The sequence below is a fragment of the Armatimonas rosea genome (assembly GCF_014202505.1).
In the GTDB taxonomy this organism is placed as follows: domain Bacteria; phylum Armatimonadota; class Armatimonadia; order Armatimonadales; family Armatimonadaceae; genus Armatimonas; species Armatimonas rosea.
This window is the reverse complement of the sequence record NZ_JACHGW010000005.1, coordinates 201,803-222,345: the sequence shown is the minus strand read 5'-3', so window position 1 is coordinate 222,345 and position 20,543 is coordinate 201,803. Positions and strand designations below refer to the sequence as shown.

At 63.2% G+C, this 20,543-nt stretch carries 21 protein-coding genes; 10 read left to right on the top strand and 11 right to left on the bottom strand.

The features are described from left to right. Nucleotides 1-228: 228 nt before the first annotated feature. Nucleotides 229-1,122 carry a phytanoyl-CoA dioxygenase family protein gene (locus HNQ39_RS24535; RefSeq protein ID WP_184203119.1) on the bottom strand — a complete coding sequence of 298 codons (894 nt, stop codon included), beginning with the start codon at nt 1,120-1,122 and terminating at the stop codon, nt 229-231. Between the two features lie 125 nt (nt 1,123-1,247). On the opposite strand from HNQ39_RS24535, the gene HNQ39_RS24530 reads away from it, so the two are divergent. Beyond that, entirely contained in the window at nt 1,248-2,564 is a 1,317-nt protein-coding gene (locus HNQ39_RS24530; protein ID WP_184203116.1) for an alkyl hydroperoxide reductase, read from the top strand. After that, a complete protein-coding gene (locus HNQ39_RS24525) occupies nt 2,561-3,436 on the top strand; it encodes a sugar phosphate isomerase/epimerase family protein (RefSeq protein WP_184203114.1) in 876 nt (291 codons plus the stop codon). The genes HNQ39_RS24530 and HNQ39_RS24525 overlap by 4 nt, the downstream gene beginning before the upstream one ends. A gap of 1 nt (nt 3,437) precedes the next feature. On the opposite strand, the gene HNQ39_RS24520 is transcribed toward HNQ39_RS24525, so the two are convergent. The 3 genes from HNQ39_RS24520 to HNQ39_RS24510 all read right to left on the bottom strand — a co-directional run bounded on the left by HNQ39_RS24520 (nt 3,438) and on the right by HNQ39_RS24510 (nt 6,095). After that, on the bottom strand, nt 3,438-4,412 hold the full coding sequence (locus HNQ39_RS24520) for a hypothetical protein (protein ID WP_184203112.1): 975 nt from the start codon (nt 4,410-4,412) through the stop codon (nt 3,438-3,440). Further along, complete coding sequence (locus tag HNQ39_RS24515) at nt 4,378-5,388, bottom strand: hypothetical protein (protein ID WP_184203110.1); 1,011 nt, start codon at nt 5,386-5,388, stop codon at nt 4,378-4,380. The genes HNQ39_RS24520 and HNQ39_RS24515 overlap by 35 nt, the downstream gene beginning before the upstream one ends. A 149-nt stretch (nt 5,389-5,537) precedes the next feature. Then, on the bottom strand, nt 5,538-6,095 hold the full coding sequence (locus tag HNQ39_RS24510) for a hypothetical protein (RefSeq protein ID WP_184203108.1): 558 nt from the start codon (nt 6,093-6,095) through the stop codon (nt 5,538-5,540). A gap of 117 nt (nt 6,096-6,212) precedes the next feature. Here HNQ39_RS24510 and HNQ39_RS24505 point away from each other — a divergent pair, with 117 nt between their 5' ends. Further along, nucleotides 6,213-8,021, top strand: a complete 1,809-nt coding sequence (locus HNQ39_RS24505) for a polysaccharide deacetylase family protein (RefSeq protein WP_184203106.1) — start codon at nt 6,213-6,215, stop codon at nt 8,019-8,021. Continuing rightward, nucleotides 8,018-9,100: a 3-phosphoserine/phosphohydroxythreonine transaminase gene (gene serC / locus HNQ39_RS24500; protein WP_184203104.1), complete on the top strand. Its 1,083-nt coding sequence runs from the start codon at nt 8,018-8,020 to the stop codon at nt 9,098-9,100. The genes HNQ39_RS24505 and serC overlap by 4 nt, the downstream gene beginning before the upstream one ends. Here the strand turns inward: serC and murJ are convergent. The 3 genes from murJ to HNQ39_RS24485 all read right to left on the bottom strand — a co-directional run bounded on the left by murJ (nt 9,069) and on the right by HNQ39_RS24485 (nt 12,248). Continuing rightward, nucleotides 9,069-10,784, bottom strand: a complete 1,716-nt coding sequence (gene murJ, locus HNQ39_RS24495) for a murein biosynthesis integral membrane protein MurJ (RefSeq protein ID WP_184203102.1) — start codon at nt 10,782-10,784, stop codon at nt 9,069-9,071. The two genes, serC and murJ, sit on opposite strands and share 32 nt — an antisense overlap. A gap of 420 nt (nt 10,785-11,204) precedes the next feature. Then, complete coding sequence (locus tag HNQ39_RS24490; protein WP_184203100.1) at nt 11,205-11,513, bottom strand: hypothetical protein; 309 nt, start codon at nt 11,511-11,513, stop codon at nt 11,205-11,207. 3 nt (nt 11,514-11,516) lie between these two features. Next, complete coding sequence (locus HNQ39_RS24485; RefSeq protein WP_184203098.1) at nt 11,517-12,248, bottom strand: DUF7873 family protein; 732 nt, start codon at nt 12,246-12,248, stop codon at nt 11,517-11,519. A gap of 76 nt (nt 12,249-12,324) precedes the next feature. On the opposite strand from HNQ39_RS24485, the gene HNQ39_RS24480 reads away from it, so the two are divergent. Next, nucleotides 12,325-13,179: an N-acetylmuramoyl-L-alanine amidase gene (locus HNQ39_RS24480; protein WP_184203096.1), complete on the top strand. Its 855-nt coding sequence runs from the start codon at nt 12,325-12,327 to the stop codon at nt 13,177-13,179. After that, entirely contained in the window at nt 13,176-13,535 is a 360-nt protein-coding gene (arsC, locus tag HNQ39_RS24475) for an arsenate reductase (glutaredoxin) (protein ID WP_184203093.1), read from the top strand. The genes HNQ39_RS24480 and arsC overlap by 4 nt, the downstream gene beginning before the upstream one ends. On the opposite strand, the gene rnz is transcribed toward arsC, so the two are convergent. Continuing rightward, complete coding sequence (gene rnz / locus HNQ39_RS24470) at nt 13,510-14,454, bottom strand: ribonuclease Z (RefSeq protein ID WP_184203090.1); 945 nt, start codon at nt 14,452-14,454, stop codon at nt 13,510-13,512. The two genes, arsC and rnz, sit on opposite strands and share 26 nt — an antisense overlap. Nucleotides 14,455-14,555: 101 nt before the next feature. Here rnz and HNQ39_RS24465 point away from each other — a divergent pair, with 101 nt between their 5' ends. The 3 genes from HNQ39_RS24465 to HNQ39_RS24455 are packed head-to-tail and all read left to right on the top strand — an operon-like array spanning nt 14,556 to nt 17,378. Beyond that, entirely contained in the window at nt 14,556-15,134 is a 579-nt protein-coding gene (locus HNQ39_RS24465; RefSeq protein WP_184203088.1) for an RNA polymerase sigma factor, read from the top strand. Then, nucleotides 15,124-16,671 carry a hypothetical protein gene (locus HNQ39_RS24460; RefSeq protein ID WP_184203086.1) on the top strand — a complete coding sequence of 516 codons (1,548 nt, stop codon included), beginning with the start codon at nt 15,124-15,126 and terminating at the stop codon, nt 16,669-16,671. The genes HNQ39_RS24465 and HNQ39_RS24460 overlap by 11 nt, the downstream gene beginning before the upstream one ends. Before the next feature lie 35 nt (nt 16,672-16,706). Then, nucleotides 16,707-17,378 carry a hypothetical protein gene (locus HNQ39_RS24455; protein ID WP_184203084.1) on the top strand — a complete coding sequence of 224 codons (672 nt, stop codon included), beginning with the start codon at nt 16,707-16,709 and terminating at the stop codon, nt 17,376-17,378. Here HNQ39_RS24455 and ggt read toward each other — a convergent pair. Both ggt and HNQ39_RS24445 read right to left on the bottom strand, forming a co-directional pair. Further along, nucleotides 17,355-18,935: a gamma-glutamyltransferase gene (gene ggt / locus HNQ39_RS24450; RefSeq protein ID WP_184203082.1), complete on the bottom strand. Its 1,581-nt coding sequence runs from the start codon at nt 18,933-18,935 to the stop codon at nt 17,355-17,357. The genes HNQ39_RS24455 and ggt overlap by 24 nt on opposite strands. Then, nucleotides 18,932-19,417 (bottom strand): hypothetical protein, encoded by a 486-nt coding sequence (locus HNQ39_RS24445; RefSeq protein WP_184203080.1) that lies wholly within the window; start codon nt 19,415-19,417, stop codon nt 18,932-18,934. The genes ggt and HNQ39_RS24445 overlap by 4 nt, the downstream gene beginning before the upstream one ends. A gap of 40 nt (nt 19,418-19,457) precedes the next feature. Between HNQ39_RS24445 and HNQ39_RS24440 the strand changes: the two genes are divergently transcribed. Continuing rightward, nucleotides 19,458-20,243, top strand: a complete 786-nt coding sequence (locus tag HNQ39_RS24440) for a DUF4058 family protein (RefSeq protein ID WP_184203077.1) — start codon at nt 19,458-19,460, stop codon at nt 20,241-20,243. Nucleotides 20,244-20,252: 9 nt separating this feature from the next. Here HNQ39_RS24440 and HNQ39_RS24435 read toward each other — a convergent pair whose 3' ends face one another. Further along, nucleotides 20,253-20,474: a hypothetical protein gene (locus HNQ39_RS24435; protein ID WP_184203075.1), complete on the bottom strand. Its 222-nt coding sequence runs from the start codon at nt 20,472-20,474 to the stop codon at nt 20,253-20,255. Nucleotides 20,475-20,543 lie beyond the last annotated feature (69 nt).

Here is a 20,543-nt window from a genome sequence, read left to right as displayed (position 1 = left end):
TCATGGGTCATGATGACTCCCAGAGGCGAGGCTCCCCCGACGTGAGCGGCCCGGCGGATTCGCAAGATTCCGCCGGGCCGCAGCGCGTTTTGGACGTTGTTCGTCGGGGCCTGAAAGTCCCCGCCTAGGCGACGCTTCGCGTCAAGCGGCCCGAGGCCGCGGAGAAAGATTCGGTGCGGGCTCGGCCCGCTTCGCACGCAGTGCGGCCTAGCCAGGGACTTTCAGGCCCTATCCCCCCATAGTGGGAGGAGCCATGCCACCGCCCATCTTGACCTCACCGCCCATGGTCACCTCACCGCAGCTGCCCGCCGTGCCATTGACCTTGTGCACCGGGTTGTCGCTGTGGTCGTCGGAGATCGGCTTGGTGGTACAGCACGACGGGTCAACGCCGGCCAACATCATTCCCTGACCGCGGCTCTCGTGGGTGCGGATGCTCGGGGGATCGAGCGGGTCGCGCATCTGGATGAGGAGGGTCGTGCGGGCCTCGGGGCTGGAGTTGATCCCGCTTCCGTGGATCGTCAGGTACGAGAAGAAGAGCACATCGCCTGCCTCCGCCGGGCATGGGGTGGCGTCCTCGACCTTGTAGAGCTCGGGATCGACATGCCACCCGCCCGATGAGTCATGGGGTAGCAGGCCGAGCTTGTGGCTCCCTGGCACGACGCGAACACACCCCTTCTCCAGCGGCGCATCGTCGAAGTGGACGATCGCGGCGATCATCGAGTGGTTCTCGTGTGGGAAGAACGGCGCGTCCTGGTGCATCGGGAACGGGCTCCCCTTCTCCGAGGGCTTGATGAACATCTTGGTGTGGTGGAGCTGGACATTGGGACCGATAATCTGCGCCGCAATCCCGGTGAGGCGCTCGTCCACGATCAGCCGGGCGAGCCCCGCATCGTAGAACTGGACATCGTGGCAGTGCTGGAGCGACGAGGTCTTGCCCCCCTCCACGTAGTCGCGCGCCGCGCCCCAGGTAGCGTCCGAGCCGCGGTTGGTCTCGACATAGAGCCGGTGTGCCAGGTCGTGCAGCGCCTGCCGGTGCCGCGCCATCTCGTCTTTGTTGAAGAGCCCCTTGACAAGGACATAGCCTCGCTCGCGGTAAAACTCCACTTGGTCGTCTGTGAGCATAGCCTTAGTATAGCCGGTGACAGCTTCCCCTGCCTACCTACGCGTCGCATTTTCGCGGATTTGAATCCTCTCAGTCGTCTGTATCAGGTACGATCTATCACAGCCATCGAGAAAGTCAGAATGTCATGAAATCTCTTCCCCTTGCCTTGAGTACCTCATCGTTGCTTGTGCTCACCGCCTTTGCCCAGACTCCACAAGCGACGCCGCCTGTCGCGCCGGAGCCGCCGCTACCCGCTGTGGGAAGTGTCAGCTTTACCGAGCATGTCGCACCGATCCTTCAAGACAAGTGTGAGAGCTGCCATCGCCCTAGTCAGGTAGGGCCCTTCCCGCTCCAGACCTACGCCCACGCCAAGCGCTGGAGCGCGATGATCTCCGAGACCATCAGTAATAACCGTATGCCCCCTTGGCACGCCGACCCACGCCACGGCGACTTCGCCAACGACCGTAGCCTGACCGCCAAAGAGAAAGCGACAGTGCTTGCCTGGGTCAAGCAGGGCATGCCTGAGGGGGATTCCAAGAAACTCCCCGCTCCTAAAAGCTTTGTGGAGGGCTGGAATATCGGCAAGCCGGATGTGGTACTGAAGATGGACAAGCCCTACAAGATCGCTGCAACGGGAGTGTTGCCCTATCAGTGGTTCCGTGTCCCCACCAACTTCACCGAAGACAAGTGGATTCAGGCCGCTGAGGTCAAGCCCGGCGCACGAAGCGCCGTGCACCATATCTTAGTCTTCATCGACGATAAGAAGGGCGGCTTGAGTCAGCCCAATGGACTAGACGGTTTTGTGGCGGAGTATGCCCCTGGTGAGAGCCCGATGGTCTTCCCCGCAGGGGTCGCCAAGCGTGTGCCCAAGGGAGCAGACCTGATGTTTCAGGTCCACTACACCCCTACTGGAGTCGAGCAGACCGACCTTTCTGAGCTCGGTTTTATCTTTGCAAAAGAGCCTCCCAAAGAGATCGCCGACACAATCGGGATTCTTGGGCTGAACCTGCGCATTCCCCCCGGCGCGGAGAGCTACAAGTCGTCACGAAGCTTGACGGTTCCCGTTAACGCCACGATCTATGCCTACACGCCACACATGCATGTACGCGGCAAGGCGTTTCGCATGAGCGCGACCTACCCCGATGGCAAGCAAGAGACTCTACTCTCTGTACCGAAGTACGACTTTAACTGGCAGACGCGCTACTTGCTCAAAGAGCCCAAGAAAGTCCCTGCGGGAAGCAAGATTCTTATCGAGGCCTGGTACGACAACTCGTCCAAGAACCCCTTTAACCCTGATCCGACGAAGACGGTCACATGGGGTGAGCAGACCTTTGAGGAGATGATGATTGGCTTCATCGATGTCGTTGCTGAGGGGAATAAAACCCAACAAATCCGTCTCCAAAACTTTCTTGGCGGCCTTGCCCAGCGGCGCAGTACATCGGCGGGTAGAATACCCGGATGACACCCAAACTTGCCGCCTTTCCCAAGGCATTCATGGACGAGCTCTGCGTCCACAAGACCATGACGGTTTTCGACTGGATCGAGCTGGCATCAACGCTGGATATCGACGGCCTGGAGTTCTACACGGGCTTCTGTGAGGACGATCCGGCGTGGCTAGAGTCCGTGCGCGCGGCGCTGGCGGCCAAGAACCTCGCCATGCCCATGCTCTGTTGCTCCCCCGATTTTACGGCGGATAACCTGGACGCTGAGCTGGAGAAGGAGCGTGGCTGGATCAAGCTCACGGCCGCCCTGGGAGGAAGCTACTGCCGCGTCCTCTCCGGCCAGCGCCGCCCCGATCTCTCCCGCGAAGACGGTGTCAAGCGGGTGGTCGGGGCGATCGCGAGCCTCTTGCCCTTCGCCGCCGCGCACGGCGTGACTCTCATCATCGAGAATCACTACAAGGACAACTACTGGACCCACCCCGAGTTTGCGCAGAAGTCCGATGTTTTCTGTGAGATCGTGAGTGCCCTCGACTCGCCGCACTTTGGGGTCAACTACGATCCCTCCAACGCCTTTCTTGCCGGCGAGGACCCGCTGGATGTTCTGGAGCTCGTCAAGCACCGTGTCGTGACCATGCACGCGTCGGACCGCTACCTGCTCTCGGGCACCATCGACGATCTCCGCAAAGAGGAAGACAGTCTCGGCTACGCGTCGCGCCTCGCCCACGGCGTCATCGGCGAGGGCCTCAACGACTACGATGCGATCTTCACCACCCTCAAGGCCGCCGGCAGCACGCCGCGCTGGGTAAGTATCGAAGACGGCATGAACGGCATGGGAGACCTAGAAAAGTCCGTCGACTTTGTCCGCAAAAAGCTCAAGGAGCACTTCAGCTAGCTCACTTCTCGGGCTCGCAGACGGCGGTCAGGACAACGTCGCCGGCGGCGGCAGCCTGGGAGAAGAGGCCCCAGATCACCTCGCCGGTGGCGGGGTCGAGCTCGCCGTTTGTCTGGAGCACCTTACCGGGGAAGCGCGCCTTGATCAGAAGCGCCACTAGGGTATCGTCGCTGCTGCCACTTCCACTAGGCCCGGCGTTCACCTGCTTTTTAGTCTTGTCCTTCACGTCGTCGGTGAGGGAGGTGACTAGCTTCTGAACCGCGGCGCGGCGCTCGGCCTCGGTGAGCTTGTTGCCGAGAGCGTCTTGCAGTGCAGCAAGGAGCGAGTCGCTGAGGCGCCGCTTGAGACGAAACTCCCCGAGCTCCGGGTGGGTCATGAGCAGGCCGATCAGGGGCTCGCCGGGGCCAAAGAGCGCTTGCCAGACACTCTGGTGGACTCGTTTTTCCACCGCGACCTGCCCCGCTTTGTCGAGGGCGGGCACAGCCGACGAGAGCGCGGCCAGAAACGTAGGATCGGGGGTGGCGAGCTCGCTGGGGCGTGGGCCGCGCCAGCGGATTGTCTCGCGGTAGGCGATGGTACCGTTGGGAAGCTTGGTGACCGCCACGGTGTTGCCTAGGACAAATGTCGGGGGGGTACTTGTCGGCGCGTCTTTTTTCGGCGGCGCCTTGAGTGCCAGGTCATCGGTGAGCGTCTCGCCCGGCGCGAAGGCCTTTGTCGCGGTCAGCACCAGCTCACTGTCGTTCTTGGGGTCCTTCGCGCGAGTCACCTGCCAGCCCGGGGTGCGAGGCGGCGCGACAATGTCGTCGAGGGTCGGTCCCATCGTGAAGCCATCGGTGCTGGGGGCGCTTCCACGGTAGACCACCGTGCGCGTGAACGAGCCATCGGCCTTGATATCGGTCGTGGTTCCAACCTTGGCGCAGCCGCTGAGAGCGATCAGCAGGCTAGCGGCGCTGAACCAGAGTAACCTGCTGCGCAAGCTCGTCCTCACTTCTGAGGCGGTTGTACTCGGCCTCCAGGTCGTCGAAGGCGCTCTCAAACTCCCCTAGGGCGGCGCGGGCATTGAAGACATCCAGCGCGTGGAGTGCCGTGGAGCTCGTGCTCATCGAGGTCGAGAGGGCTTCGTCAACCGGGGCGATACCCACGACCGCGAGGCGAGCCTGCTCCACAATCAGGGCCTCACGAAGCTGGTCGCAGCTCTCCAGGGCGTTGCGGAGGCGCTCCAGGCAGCGGCGGGCCTCAGGGAGGTCGGTGAGGTCCACGCCTTCCCAGTCATCGAGGTACTGCTTGCCCTGGTCGCGCAGGCGCTCTAGCTGGCGCAGGCGCTGGTTACAGGCCTCGTGCGTGAGAGACTCCCAGTCCGAGGCGAGCGGCTCCAGAGCGTTCTGCCAGCGCACGAGGGCGATCTCCCAGAGCTTGGCATGGTAGCGATCGCGCTGCTTGGCGAGAACCCCGGCGGCGGAGTCGATGGTCTGGCGAACTTTATTCCAGCGCTCCTGCGTGGCGGCGTCCCCCCCCGAGACCGCGACCTGCTGCCGGGTCTCTTCCAGGTGCTTCTCGCGCTGGGCAATGTCATTGAGGCGCTGGCGAATCGTCTCTTCGTCGTTGCGGAGACACTCGATCATGCGCTTGGCAAGGTTGGTTAGCTCGGGCGGCGACCACTCTTTGTCGGCCCCGAGGAGCACGCCGAGGCTGATTCCCACCGCAAGCCCCACCGCGACTCCCATTCCCGCCATCAGGAAGCCTCCGATCACGGCTCCGATAAATCCGCCAAAAGCCGCGCGGACGCCATCGGTCATCGGGGTCTCCATGGTGAGGGTATCCCCCTGCGCCACGATCTCCGGGATGCCCCGATCCGGACGCTCATTGCGGGGGTCCGCAATGCCACAGTTAGGACAGCGACGATCCGTCGTCGTCACAAAGTAATCACACGCACAGCAGCGCTTGTACTTCATGCCTTAAGTTGCTCCCGACAGGGTGTTCCAACCATCTCCAAGTAGTCCGGTAGTATATCTCTAAACGTTGGAAAATACCACGTCCCCCGCTTCTACTTTATCTATACGAAAAACGGGGGACGCAGGTTTCGGTTTTCTTAAAAAAAGCGCTACAGACGCCAGCCGACACCGATGTTCAGGCCTGAGAAGTCAAAGTTACGGATCTTGCTGAAGGCATAGTAGCGCCCCTCGACATAGAAGCGGTTTCCCATGGAGACACCCCCAAAGACACTCCCGCCGGCACCCGTCCGAATCCCGCTGGGGATGCTGTCGAGGATGTAGTTGGAGCGGAAGTTGGTCACCAGGAGGTTGACCGATGCCCCAAAGTAGGGTCGGGTCTTTTTCTCCTCGGAGGTCCCTCGGCGGTAGACAAGCCCGATGGGTGCCAGGAGCGCCTCGGCCTCTTTGGCACGGGAGGAGATTAGGTTGACATCGAAGTTGAGCTCGCCCTTGGAGGTCGGCGCTGCCACATCGCCGAGTCCTAGGCCTAGGTTGGTCCACGAGCCCCCAAAGCGGTCACGCACCACGCGCGAGGCGGGTGTGAAGAAGCCTAGCTGTGGCCCAAAGAGAAAGCGGCTGGACTTGCCCGACTCCTCCGCATGGGCTGGTAGAGCAACGAGTGATGCGAGTCCGATGGCCGCTACCAGGAAGAATTTATTGAGATGCATCGTTCCTTTTCCTTTTGGTTCGCGTACGGAGACGCGTCCCCGCGCAAGAGTGCGCCTTATCTATCATTGGCAAGAAACGCTCCAAACTAAAGCGGATGGTATAATTCTCTCCGAACCATGGCAAGAGAGAAATCCCCCCTTGCCGCCCCGGATTGCGTCGTCGCAGCGCTTGGCGTGGCGGCGTTTTTTTGCGCGTCGGCACAGGCACAAGATACCAATGGAAGCTACAGCGATGCCCTCAGCGAGGCAGTCGGTCGGCTTGAGTCGGGAGAGCACCCGCTGGCCCGTGCCGCACTCGCACGGGCGCTGGCAGTCGATCGCAACGAGATCTGCGGGCTCCTGGCAGTCGCGGCCCTTGCGCTCCACACCGGGGATGCCCGCCGCGCCGAGTCCGCCCTTCGGCAAGCACGCGAGCAGGAACCCGAGAACCCGCTGACCGCGCTAGGGCTGGCCCAGGCCCGCCTGCTCCTCAACGACCGGCAGGGTGCAGCGGGCTTCGCCAGCAGCGACCCCAACCTGGCGCTGTACGTTCGGCTTCTCGCGGGGGACAAGCAGGTGGCCACCGAGCTGGGCAGCGTCACCGAGAAAGAGCCCGACCCCCTGCGCCTCCAGCTCGCGGGCATGTCCGCACTCCGAGCCGGCGACGATCCCCGAGGCGTCGCGCTCCTCACGGCGCTGCTCGCGCGCCCGGAGTGGCGTGCATGTGAAGAATCCCGCGCCCTGACCCTGCCCTTTGTCGAGCGACGCATGGCAGAGGGCGGTGCCGCCGCAGTCGAGCCCCTCTCTCTCCCGGAGGCCCCGGCCAACACCCCCACCCTGCGCGGACAGGCGACCCTGACCGCAGGGACGGTCCCCCCTGGGACGGCCCTTGTCACCTACCGCGTGCCAGGCAACTACTCCGCGACTGTCAATAGCGCCCCCTATGTCACGAGCTGGAACACCACCCGGCTCGCCAACGGCCTCTATACCCTGATTGTCACTGCCTGCAACAGCCAGGGCGAGCCACTCAACGAGACCCGCCGGCTCGTCCGAATCGCCAATGGAAACCCGAGCCCGGCCCATGAAGCCAGGGTCAGCCCGGAGCTCCGTGCCGCGCTGGAGCCGCGCCTGCGTGCCCTCCTGACGCCACAGCCCAGCCGGAAAGCCGCGCACTACGCCCTCGCCGAGGCCGCAGTCCGGCAGAAAGATAGCGCCGCCGCGCTCGCCCATATCGAGTCGGTCGTGGCGATCGACCCGCAGTTTCGCTCCGCCTACGCGTCGCTCAAAGAGTACAACAAGAAGTATGTCGGGATCGGCAATGGCTACTGGCGCGGCCAGACCCCCGAGAAGCTGATCGCGCTCACCCTCGACGATGGCCCGAACCCTTTAAAGTACCGGACACCGGCCATGCTGGACATGCTCCGCAACCTCAATGTCAAGGTGACTTTCTTTGTGGTGGGCGCACGAGCAGAGGCCAACCCGGACCTGATCCGCCGCATGGACGACGAGGGCCATGAGATCGCCAACCATAGCTACACCCACCCAAACCTGACCTACCTCACCCCGGATGCGGTGCGCAAGGAGCTCTGCCGAACCAGTGTTGTCGTGCGGGATATCACCGGCAAGCGCCCGCGGTTCTACCGCCCCCCCGGCGGCAACTTCAATGGCGCGATCGCCGATGCGGCGTCGGCGCTGGGCATGCACGGAGCCTACTGGACAGTCGATGGCTTTAAGTTCGAGTACGCCCCGTTCCGCCCGGAAGACCTGACCGACTTTGTCCTGAAGAAAGTCAAGCCAGGAACCATCCTCCTCCTGCACAACGCCCCGGACAATACCATCCTTGCCCTCCCGGAGATCGTCAAGAGCCTGCGCGCCCAGGGCTACGAGTTTGTCACCATGACCGAGCTGGTCCACCGCAGCAAGGCGGCCACTCCCACAAAGCTATGAATCGAATCTACAACTTCTCTGCCGGTCCCGGCATCCTTCCCGTCTCTGTTTTAGAAGAAGCCAGCCAGGCCGTCCTTGAGTTCCAGGGCTCGGGCATGTCCATCCTCGAGCTCTCCCACCGCGGCAAGTGGTACGACCCCGTCCACGCCGAGGCACAGGAGCTGCTCCTCTCCACCCTCGGGCTCTCGGCGAGCGAGTACACGGTCGCGCTGATGGGCGGCGGGGCGAGCACGCAGTTTGCGCTCCTGCCGATGAACTTCCTGGGCGATGGCGAGACCGCGGACTATGTCGATGCGGGTGAGTGGGGTGCCAAGGCAATCGCCGAGGCAAGGCGCGTCGGGCGTGTCCATATCGCGGGCTCGTCGAAGGCGACCAACTACGACCGCCTGCCCGAGATCATCCCCTCCGGCGAGGCGAGCTACCTCCACCTGACCACCAACAACACGATCGAGGGAACCCAGGTCTTCACGCTCCCCGAGACCCAGGGCGCTCCCCTCTTCGCCGATGCCAGCTCCGATATCTTTGGGGTGGACCGCGACTACAGCCAGCTCGACCTGATCTACGCCGGGGCACAGAAGAACGCCGGCCCTGCGGGTGTCACCTTTGTGATCCTCCGCAAGTCGCTTCTGGCGGTCGCGCAGAAGAACCTCCCCCCGATGTTCTCCTACCAGGTCCAGTGCGACAAGCAGTCGCTCTACAACACGCCGCCGGTCTTCCCGATCTATGTCCTGGGCCTGACCCTCAAGTGGATCGCCGCGGAGGGTGGGGTCAAGGCGGTCGCGGCGCGCAACCAGCAGAAAGCAGCGCTGATCTACGATGCCCTGGATGCCGCGCCGAGTGTCTTTACACCCTGTGTCGCGGTCAAGGAGCACCGCTCGTGGATGAACCTCACCTTTAAGCTCGCCACCCCGGAGCTAGAGAAGGCCTTCCTCACCGAGGCACAGGCACTGGGCATGGACGGTCTCCCGGGCCACCGCAATGTGGGCGGCCTCCGCGCCAGTATCTACAACGCCTTCCCCGTCGAGGGCTGCCAGGCGCTCGCCGCGCTTATTCAGGACTTTGCGGCACGGAAGGGCTAGCCGCAGAGTCCTTGGGCTTTTTCTTGAACATGTCCCGGATGCTCCAGAGCTCCGGGACCCGCAGTAGCGCACAGACAATCCCATAGACTGCCAGCGACGCGGCGCTCGCCAGCACCGAGACCGCGATCCCCTGGAAGCGGGCACTGCCCTGGTGCTCCACGGTCGGCAGGTGCCAGAAGAGGCGCAGAAACAAAAACGCCGTGCCACTGGCGGCCAGCGCGGCCAGCGTGATCTTCAGCGCCGCGACCACCAGCCCGCGCAGGTTCAGCCCCCCCACGTGCTTCTGGAGGGTTCGGAAGAAGATCAGCATGTTCACCGTCCCCGCCAGCGAGAGCGCCAGCGCGAGGCCGTAGTTGGCCAGCCCCGGAACGCGGGGAAGAAAGGCACAGAGCCCGGTGAAGAAGAACACCATGCAGGTCGTGATCACCACGGGGGTCTTGCTGTTCTGCATGGCGTAGAACCCACGCGCCAGCACGGCCTGCGCGCTCCAGGCAAAGGTCCCCAGCGAGTAGAGCCGTAGCGCCATCGCCGAAGCGAGCAAGTTTGCGACCGTAAACGCCCCGCTGGCATCCTGGGTGAACTTTCCCTTGAAGTAGATCGCGGCGATAATCGGCTCGGCCAGGGTCGCCATCAGCAGCGAGGCGGGCATTGTCAGGAAGAGAATCCGCCGGATGCCGTAGTGGATCTCCTTGCGAAACTCCTTCCAGTTCTTCTCCGCCGCGAGCCCAGAGATGGTGGGGAAGATCACGATCGCCGATGCCTGCGCGAAGATCCCAATCGGGGCCTGGGTGAGGTTGTAGGCATTACGAAGCGCTGAGAGCGAGCCCTCCCCGGAGGCAAACGAGCCGGTGATCCAGAAACCGAGCTGCGAGAGCGAGAGCCCCAAGAGCGCGGGAAGCATGAGCTTGCCCACCTTGCGCACCCCCGGATGCCCGACCTCAAAGCTTAGCCAGAACTTCCCCCCCGTGCGCTTGAGCTCCCAGATCGGAAGGAAAAAATTCCCCGCCACGGCTCCAAAGAGCGCACCCCAGCACATCGCCGTGATGCTCCGCTGGTTCTCGGGGACAAAGAGCTGGGTGAGCCCGCCAACAATGATCAGCCCATTGTAGGCGATAGGGCCAATCGCGGGGATAAGAAACCGGTGGCGCGCATTGAGGGTGCCCATCATGAGCCCCCCGACAAAGAAGCACCACTGCGCCGGCAAGAGAATCCGCGAGAGCCGCGCCACTTGCTCCCAGGCATCGCGCTGCTCCTGCGGGGCATCATCGGGGTGTAGCAAGACCCGCCAGCCGTCCCAGAAGCTCACGGTGACTTGCTTTTGCAGCCCAAGCCCGGGGTTCATGAAGCGCCCCAGGGGAGCCGCGGCCAGCTCCATGATCAGCACGAGGACCAGAGCGATACAGGCCACGACACTCATCACGGTGCCAAAGACCTTCCAGGCATCGCGCTGCTTGCCCGCGTTCCAGTACTCGGTGAAGACCGGAACAAAGACCGTGGCGAGCGCGCCCCCGGCGACCAGGTACTGCAGAATATCGGGGATTCGGAAGGCGGCGGTGTAGATATCAGTGACGTGGTTCTGGCCAAAAACCTGGTTGATCACCATGTCTCTCACGACGCCAAGGACGCGGGAGAGGAGGACGAAGGCCATTACAAGCAGGGTATTCTTGCCCGCCGAACGTGTCATATAAGCCTTATCCTACCACAAACGAGAGAGGCCGAGAGCATGACCAGCTCCCGGCCTCGGGGTATCGTGCACTTAGCACGCCGTCACGTTTAAGAGTCGCACTCACTCGTTATAACATCTGGTTTTTCCGATAAACTACCGGCCCTCACGATGGGCCAGAGAGGAATCGAACCTCTTTCAGGCGTTCTCGGCGCGACTCGCTCGACCCGGCGATCCACGAAGAAATGCTTAGTCTAGAGCAAGAGTCTAAGTCTGTTTTGGGAAACTCTGCCGCCTCTACCAAGTTGGGCTACCCCTGCAAGGATCAGATGCAGGGGGCAGGACTCGAACCTGCACGTAGGACACAGCTCCCCGTCACGCTACTGCTAAAGCTAAGTCTGGATTGCTCCAAGCACAGTATAGCCGATACTTTGTACTCCGCTAAAGAGACTTCGCGTTCTCCAGGGAGGTGTCTTCAGGGCGGATATAGCGGACATCTTCTTCCGTCAGAGGATTGATCCAAGCACGCATCGAGAGCTCGGGCGAGAAGTGCTCGGGGGACTCTTGATAAACCTCAACTGCCCTCCAGAAATCAGGATTGGCAATACCCAATGAGAGGGTATTTGCCGTCTGGATCGTGGTGGAATTGTCTTCTAGGTACTGTCCCCAAGAACGTCCACAGTGGCAGGTGCGACGTTCAGGGAACAGGCGGACAATGTCGTGGCAGTAACCACAAAAGAGAAGTTTCATAGCCTATCCAAACAGATACTGAAAGACTTTTGCGCCCAGCTTTTGGTCGGTGACCTCCAGGCTATTTGCTTCCTCGCGGGCAAACTTCACGGCCTGCTGGAGCCGCTCGACACGCTCCGTCAGCTCGTGGATACGCTTGGCCGGCAGAGCGCCCGAGAACTTGACCGTGCGCCAGTAGCCAATCGCGACGTCTTCGTAGTAGACCTCGACCTGAGCCGGGTGGTGCTCGGTGGCCTCCGCCTTGACATGGTTGCGGGGAATCTTGCGGGTCTTGACGGTCTGTACGGGCTCGGTGGCGTAGCAGTTGGCCGATGCATCGAACTCCCAGCTCTCGGAGGCATCCAAGGTAGGGAGCTTCTTAATAAACGTATGGAGGTCCACGAGCTGCTTTTCCAGAAAGAGTAAGTAGGTCGCGGGGACATCCTTCAGAAGAACCGTGCCCTCGACCAGAACATCGGCCTTAGCCTGGCAGTTGGCCCACTCCTTGGTCGCGGTGACATCGAAGAGCCGGGTCAGCTCCTCGGTGACTTCCTTGATCACTTCCTCGGTGCGGAGCTGAACCCGCGTGGACTCGGGCGGGAGCGACTCGCCTTCTTCGTCACGGGGGCGGTAGGTGCGCGAGATACCGGAGAGCAGCGCATTCTTCTGCAAGAGCTGGTAGACATCGGTGAGTTTCTGAAACGCGGCGGTCTTGACCCCTTTTTCGACCGCGATGATCTGGTTAAGTTTTGTCATAGTTGCTACAGTATCGCCCGAAACATAGCAAATGTAAAACCTACAGCATCGGGAAAAGCTACGGTATGATGTTGCCGTGACGCCTCCCCGCCCGACCAAGCGCCGAGCACGCCGAGAGCGACTAGGGGACCTCCCTCTTGTCCTGGCGTTTTTCTTGGTGATCGGGCTGGTGGGACAGTGCCGCAGACGCCCCACCCCACCCCACCCCACTCTCCCCCCCGCGTCCGACAAGCACCCGTTTCTCAAGGGAGTCCTGGTCGTGCTGGACCCCGGCCACGGCGGCGCAGACTCGGGGGCGCAGCGCGGCGGGATGAGCGAGGCGCAGCTCACCTACCGCATGGCCGCCACCCTCGCGTCCTCCCTCCAGCAAGCGGGCGCGGAGGTGATCTTTACGGTCCACAGCAGCACCCTCACGCCCCTCCCCAAAGAGGGCCAGCCCGAGCCGCCCCTGCAGGCCCCCCGCGATGCCCGCTTTCTCAGCGACAATAAGTTTGTGGGGATTCGGCACGGCGAGAGCCCCGAGGACCTCTACCGACGTGCCCAGCTCGCCGCCCAGCTCTGGCAACAGCAACAGACGCGGCGTCCGATCTTCTTTCTCTCCCTCCACTACGATGCCCTCAGTGCGAGCAAGTGGCGGGGTGGCCTGATCTGCTACGATGCCCGCTTGAGCCGCCCCCCCCAGCTCGCACGGGAGCTGGCGGTGCGGTGGAAAAAAAGTGGGCTCAGTGGACACCGGCGTGGAGGCGAGCCAAAGCCACGCGAGCTGGGTGTTCTCAATCCCCTCCACAACCCCGTCCCGCAGAGCGTCTTGATCGAGCTGGCGACCATCTCCAACCCCAAAGACCTTCAAGCGGCACGCAGCCCCGCCTGGCGCTGGAAAGTAGCACGGCTCATTCGGGAGGCACTTGCGGGTACGCTAAAGCACCAATGAGCCACGTCACCCTCTACCACAACCCCGCCTGCTCCAAGTCACGAGCCGCCCTGGCCCTGCTTCAGGAGCATGGAATCGCGCCGGAGCTGGTTCTCTACCTGGAGACGCCCCCGAGTGTGGAGCAGCTTGAGGCGGTCCTGCAAAAGCTGGGACAGCCCGCCCGGACGCTCCTCCGCACCGACGAGCCCGAGTACACCACTCTTGGACTGGACAACCCCGCTCTCACCGACACCGAGCTTCTGGCCGCGCTTGCCGCCCATCCCAGGCTCCTCCAGCGCCCGATTGCGGTGTTTGGAGAGCGCGCGGTGATCGGACGCCCCCCCGAGGCCGTTATTGCTCTCGTCGAGGGACGCTAACCCGGAGCTGGTCATAGGCGAGGCGGGTCTCCGGGAAGATCGCCCGGGCCTCGCTGAGGAGGGTCTCTAGGTTGACCTCGCTCTCGCCGCCTTCGTAGCGCGCCGAGAAGTGGGTCAGGAGGAGAGAGTGCACCCCCGCCTCACGGGCCACCTCGGCGGCGACAGTCGCGGTGGCGTGGGCGGCACGGTCGGCGAGGCCCCGGTCTAGCTCGGAGTAGGTTGCCTCATGGATCAGCAGGTCTGCCCCCTTGGCCAGCGGAGCCAGCTCCGGTGCCGGCCCCGTGTCGCCCGAGAAGACCACGCAGCGCCCGGGCCGTGTCGGGCCGACCAGCGCACTCCCCTCGATCACCCGGCCATCGTCGAGGGTGACGGTCTTGCCCGCCTTGAGCTGGCCGTAGAGCGGTCCCGGGGGGATTCCCAGCGCCGCCGCCGCCGCGACATCGAAGCGCCCCGCCTGCTCGGCCTCCCGCACCGCAAAGGCATAGGCCTCGATCCGGTGTCGCACGGGTGCCGCCGTGACCGTGAACTCGCCATCGGTGCAGACCTCGCCGGGCTTGACGGTCACAAAGGTCACGGGGAAGCCAAAGCGCATCCCGGAGACACGCAGGGTCGCCTTGAGCCACGCCTCGACACCGTCGGGGCCGTAGATCGTGATCGGCCCTACCCCGCCTTGCGCGAGCGCCCGCGAGGCGAGCAGCCCCGGCAGGCCAAAGAGATGGTCGCCGTGGAGGTGGGTCAGGAAGATACGCGTCAGCTGGGAGAGCCGGATATGGGAGGCGCGGAGAATCTGGTGCTGTGTCCCCTCGCCGCAGTCGATCAGCCACCACTCGCCGCGCTGGGGCAGGTGTAGGGCCGTCGCCGAGACGTTGCGTGCTCGCGAGGGCGCACCCGAGCCGGTCCCCAGAAACGTAATTTCCACGGCGGCTATTGTATCGCATCTCTTAATGCACGATATTTCTTGGCCTTTGGGAACAATAGCCAGGGTTTGTGTCACTCAACGCCGAAGGAACACAATAGACCATGCTACTCCCCGATCTCTGGCTCGTGCAGCGAGCACGCCACGGCGACAAAGCGGCGTTCGGCAAGCTCTTTGACCGACACAGCCGCCGTGTCTTCCACTTGCTGCGCCGCCTGAGCGACAACCCCAGCCTGGCGGAGGACCTCACCCAAGAGACCTTTCTCACCGCCTGGCAGAGCCTGGAGCGCTGGCGCGGCCGGGGAGCACTCTCGACCTGGCTCTGCGGGATCGCCGTCAACCACTGGCGCACCCACCATCGGCAAGCACACGAGTCGGTCCCCCTCGACGAAGCCCTGGTCGAGAGCGACTCTCAGGCCGATCCCCTGGCACACTGCACCCAGGCAGAGTCCCTCAAGGCGCTGGAACAGGCTGTCGCAGCGCTCCCCGAGAGCTACCGCGAGGTCTTTGTGCTCGTGCGGATCGAGGAGCTCTCCTACCAGGAGGTCGCCCAGCTTCTAGAGCTCCCCTTGGGAACGGTTCAGTCCCGGCTCCACCGCGCCACCCGGCTCCTCAAAACCGCCCTCACCGCCCACTTTTCCCCCGACTCCGATACCGAAAAGGAGACCTGTCATGTCCTTTGATAAGAACCTACGCAAGCGCTCACAGCAGCTTCGTACCCAAGACCCTGCCCTCCCCGAGGGACTGCGTGACCGCACCCTCGCAAGCCTCCCCGACCTCAAGAAAGCGAAAACTCCCATGGCTCTTACCCGACGTGCCGCGCTAGCGGCCCTCGCTGTTACCGGAATCGGTCTGGTCGCCGCCCCGCGCCTCTTCCTCAGCCCCGCCTCCGCCGCGGGTATCGAGGCCGCTATCGGCAAGACCCTCACCTGGCACTTCTCCGGCTGGCGCATCCAGTACGGCAAGAGAGTGCGCTGGGAGATCTGGGGCCGCCGTGCCCCGTTCTTCTACCGCGAGCAGATCGGCGACAACGTGCTACTCGACGATGGCAAGCGGCGGCTCTTCTTCCAAGCACCCGCGGGGCCAGAGGGTTTCCTAGGGCCACGCCCCGGCTTTGTTCTGGTCCAGAAGTCCGTGGGAGCCAATCCCAAGACCCTCGCCGATCCCCGCGCTGGCTTCCTCGCCGGGCTCAGCGGCGACCCTGCAGACTGGACTCGCGACCGGACAGACGGCACACGGCGCACCTTGGAGGCCGACGCGACCTACCTCAGCGATGTGGATATCAAAGAGGACAGGGCGATGCCAAAGGCCTATGTGCAGGACACCGCTCGCCTGGAGATAGACACCAAGACCAGCCTCCCCAGCCGCTATAGCATCCAGCGCCAGGCACGAGACGCCCAAGAAAAACTCACGGGGCGAGAGACCCCACAAGCCGAACTGGAGGCCCACTACGATGTCACGCTCCCCGAGGGAGTTACCCAGGTGCCTCAAGCAGCTCAGCTCCCTCGCTTCGATATGACCACGCCCTGCACGGCCCCGGAGGCACAGGGCGAGAGTGCCGCCCGCAACAAAGGGCTAACCGTCGTGGGTTCCGTGCCGATCCGTGACAATGAGGGCTGCCTCAAGGTCCACCTGGAGCACTGGGTCGGGAACACGCACCTTGCGCTCGGCTCGGGTACAGTCCCTTTCTCGCTCTCGGCAAGTAGCGTGCAGGCCACGGACAACCTGGGCCGCCAGTACATCAGCCTCCTCTGGCCCGGCACGGGGAGCGCCGACACGCTCTATCTCTGCCCCGAGGAGCCCTATCTCGTTACCGACTCGCGCCCGACTAGCCTCCGGCTAACCGTGTCAGTCAGCCTCGAGGTCTACGAGCGCATTGGCACAGGAGGACGCACGGTCGCGCTGGTGAGAGAGAACTTGGAGCTGACGATCCCGCTGCCCCAGACAGAAGGGAGCTTGAGCTGGGACGATCCGGCCAACTTCACCCACCATGTCGGCCCGCACAAGGACTTTGCGACAGAGAAAGCCGAGGCGCGTGCGCTGTACTTCCAGGGGGTCTTAGGCAACCTACCCAACCACGGCACTCCCTCGCCAGAGCGACGACAACGCGCACTCTACTGGTACCGCAAGGCCACCGAAGCGGCGGACCGCCTGCCACAAGGCACGTCCTTTAGCAATATCTACCGCAAGAACATCGAGGTACTCGAGAAAACGCGCTAGCTTAACAAACCCACCGGGCGAGCCGATAGAGAACCATGGTCTTTCATGTCTTCGGCTCGCCCTCTTCGGTTGACTGTGACATCGTCGTCTTTGTCGATGCTCTGCCCACACTGGAAGACAGCAAGGCACTCGCCGCGCAGCTCGCGCCGGAGCTTGCGGCGCAGCTCGGTACGGACAAGAAACTCAACGTCAACTTCGCCGTCCTGCACGAGGGAGTGATTACGGAAACGCTCAAGGGCCTCCCCGACGAGACCAACAACGCCGCTCTTGCGACCTACGGCTTTCACCCCCAGCCCCACCCGCTCGCTATCGCTCGCCCCGTCCCGCGCGACCTAGACGCCAAGCGCCAGCGGGCCGCGCGCATTGTCCTCTCCCTCTACTCCCGCACCCCGCAGCGTGAGGCCGTGAAGCGCGCCCTGAGCGGTGACTTTGTCCAGAGATGCGCGATGCTAGAAGTACTGGACCTCGCCGAGCCCGTGGACTTCGGCAAGAACGGGACGCCCGAGGATATCGCCAAGAGCATCGCCTTTCAGCTCGGGCAAGCCGTGGCCCTCTCCGAGGGGGTCGAGCTCTACACCAAAGAAGCACTGGCCGCGCACTTCCCCGCACTTGCGCCCGCGCTGCGCCGCGAGCCGCTCACGCCCCCAGACCGACAGGCACTGGAGCAGCTCAAGCGGCGATTTTTATCCGCCGATTGTCCTTCCTGAGCCGCGGGGGTCGCTTGCGCCGGCTACCGTGCCATCGGGGGCGAGTAGGATTCCTTGGGCGTCCCCCAGCGAGCGGGGCTTGCCAAACGTGTGCCCGAGGCGCTCCAGGCCCCCTTTGACGCTCTCCGGGAGGTGCTTGTCGGCACCGATCTCATCGGGGAGCCACTGGTGGTGTGCGCGCGGTGCCGCGATCGCGTCGGCGATACCTTGGCCATGGTCGAGGACATTGAGGATCACGTGGAGGACGGTGTTGATGATGGTCGGGCCGCCAGGAGAGCCGATAATGAGCCGTAGCGTGCCGTCGGGGTTGGTCACAAAGGTCGGGGTCATGGAGGAGAGGGGGCGCTTTTTAGCCCTCACGGCGTTGCTCTCGCCCTGGATCAGGCCGTAGCGGTTGGGCTTGCCGGGGTTGGCCGCGAAGTCGTCCATCTCGTTGTTCATCAGAATCCCCGTGCCGGGAATGGTCACGCCGGAGCCATACGGGCCATTGAGCGTGTAGGTGTTCGAGACCGCGTTGCCGTCGCTGTCGAGAATGGAGAAGTGGGTCGTGTGGAGCGGCTCGTGGCTCGCCTGCCCCGCACGGATCGCGCTACTCGGGGTGGCGTGGTGTAAATCAATACTGGCGCGCCAGCGGGCGGCGTAGGCGGGGTCGGTGAGCTTGGCGACAGGAACACGGACAAAGTCCGGGTCGCCGAAGAACTCCGCACGGTCGGCAAAGGCCCGCTTTATCGCCTCGATAACCAAGTGCCAGCGTAGCGGGCTCTCCCAGCCCAGCTTGCCGAGCTCGAAGCCCTCTAGGATATTGAGAATCTCGATTAGTACCGCCCCGCCCGACGACGGCGGGGGCATGGAGACAATCCCGTGCCCTCGGTAGCGCCCCGTGACTACCCCGCGCTCCTTGACGTCGTAGCCTTTTAGGTCGCGCTCGCTGATCCAGCCGTGGGGCCGCATCGCCGCCGCAATGCGCCGCGCGGTCTCGCCCTCGTAGAACTCGCGTGGGCCGTTTTTCTGAATCCGCGCCAGGGTCTCGGCCAGCTCCGGCTGACGGAATTTCTGCCCTTCACCGATCCCCACAAACACAGCCTTGGATGCCTCATAGCGCGAGAGCAGCGCCGTGTAGCTGGCCAGCGAACGGCTCAGCGACGCCGGCGCGACGAAACCCTCCGCCGCCAGCGCCCGTGCGGGCTCGATCAGCGCCGCAAACGAGAGCTTGCCCGAGCCGTATTTTTTGTGCGCCAACGCCAGCCCCGCCACCGTCCCCGGCGTCCCCGATGCCCGCCACCCGACCGTCGGCCCGCCCTCGTCGGTCTTCCCGGCGTAGACCTCCCGAAACGCCGCAGCGGGCGCCATCTCGCGGTAGTCCACCGCCGCGGTCTGGCCGTCCTTGCGCCGCCACAGCAGAAACCCACCGCCGCCGAGATTCCCCGCCTGCGGATAGGTCACCGCCAGCGCAAACCCGACCGCCACCGCCGCATCCACCGCATTCCCACCCCGCCGCATCACGTCCACACCCACCTGCGACGCCAGCGGCTCCGCACTCGCCACCATTGCTCTCATTCGCCTACCCTCTCCACCGCTTTCGTCGTCAATGCCGTCTCCAGAATCCCCTCCGGTGTCAGCTCAATATGTAGCTTTTCCTCGTCGCCAAAGTACACATTGGGCCAGTAGAGAAGGTCGCCAAAGTGTGAATTTCCTGTGTTTTTCTTCAAGCACTCAATCCAAAAGTCAAGGAGAAACTCATTTGTTTCCTCTCCACGAACGTGTTGGATCAGCTCCAACATCTCCTCGCGAGAAAGATCGTCGGGGATAAGGCTGTAGTCAAAGACAAGAAATCGTGCCCAAACCTCCGAGTCTACCGAACCAAATGCCCCCCAGACAGCGCCTTCATCGACCGGTTCTCGAATCAGGTCGTTCAGCCGCGCAATCGCCTCGTTCTTGGGTTTTCCGTGCTGGTGGAGCGCATAGAGCTCGTCGGTGAGGGCTTCGACTTTGGCGAGTAGCTCGGCATCAAACGGCGGGGATTCGAGGAGAGGACGCATGGTGCCTCCAGTATACCGAGCGCGATAAAATGAGAGCACTATGCCCTCTCCGTTTCCTGGAATGGACCCGTATCTGGAAGACCCGGCGCACTGGCGTGGGGTGCATGCGGCGCTGATTGTCGCCTGCTATGAGACCCTAAACGCACTCCTGCCCGATGGCTTTATCGCCCGGATTGAGGAGCGCCTGACTATTCTCACGCCTGAGCGTAGCATCTTACCGGATGTCTCCGTCCACCGCGTCGCGCCGATGCCAGCCGTCCCCAAAACCGTAGCGGTGATTGGTGATGCTCCTGCACGCGTTCGGGCGAGCCTGTTGGAGGTGCCTCAGCGCTTCATTGAGATCGTCTCACTTTCGGAGCCCGAGGAGATTATCACCGCCATTGAGTTTCTGAGCCTCAGCAACAAAACCCCAGGAGATGGGCGTGAGGAGTACGTGCGCAAGCAACAGCGGCTCCTGAGAAGCTCGACCCACCTGCTAGAGATTGATCTACTGCGCGCCGGTCGGCATACGGTCGCGGCTACCAAAGAGGACTTAGAGGCGATCTTCGGACACTGGGATTACGTCGTAAGTCTCCACCGCGCCGGAGAAGGTGCGGAGTGCGATGCTTGGGCACGCACCCTGCGCCAAGTCCTTCCCACCGTCCCCATTCCCCTCACCGCCGAAGTCCCGGATGTACGCCTGGACGTTCAAGCGCTCCTTGACCATGTCTGGGATCATGGCCCCTTCCGCAAGACTCTCGCCTACCGTGACCAGCCCTTTCCTCCGCTCAACGAAGAAGACACTGCGTGGGCCGATGCTCTCCTAAAAGCACGGGGCTTGCGCTAGGCCGAGGGGCTAGCACCAGATAAGCTCGCCGTCGAGGCCATAGGCAGGGGACGAAATGGGGAGCCGTCGGCCTTCGGTATCGGCGAGAACCCAGTCCTCAGAGTCGATCAGGTCTTCGTACTCGGAGTAGTCTACATTTGGGTCTTCGTCCACCGCTTCCTGACGGGTCAGCGCGAGATAGGCGTGGAGCCGTCGGCAGAGCGCCGATTCACAGGGAGTCGTTGTGGGCACGAACTCCCCCACGTGCCGAGGAAACTCCGCTTCGCCCATCGTCACTTCACCCAAATAGACATCTTGAAA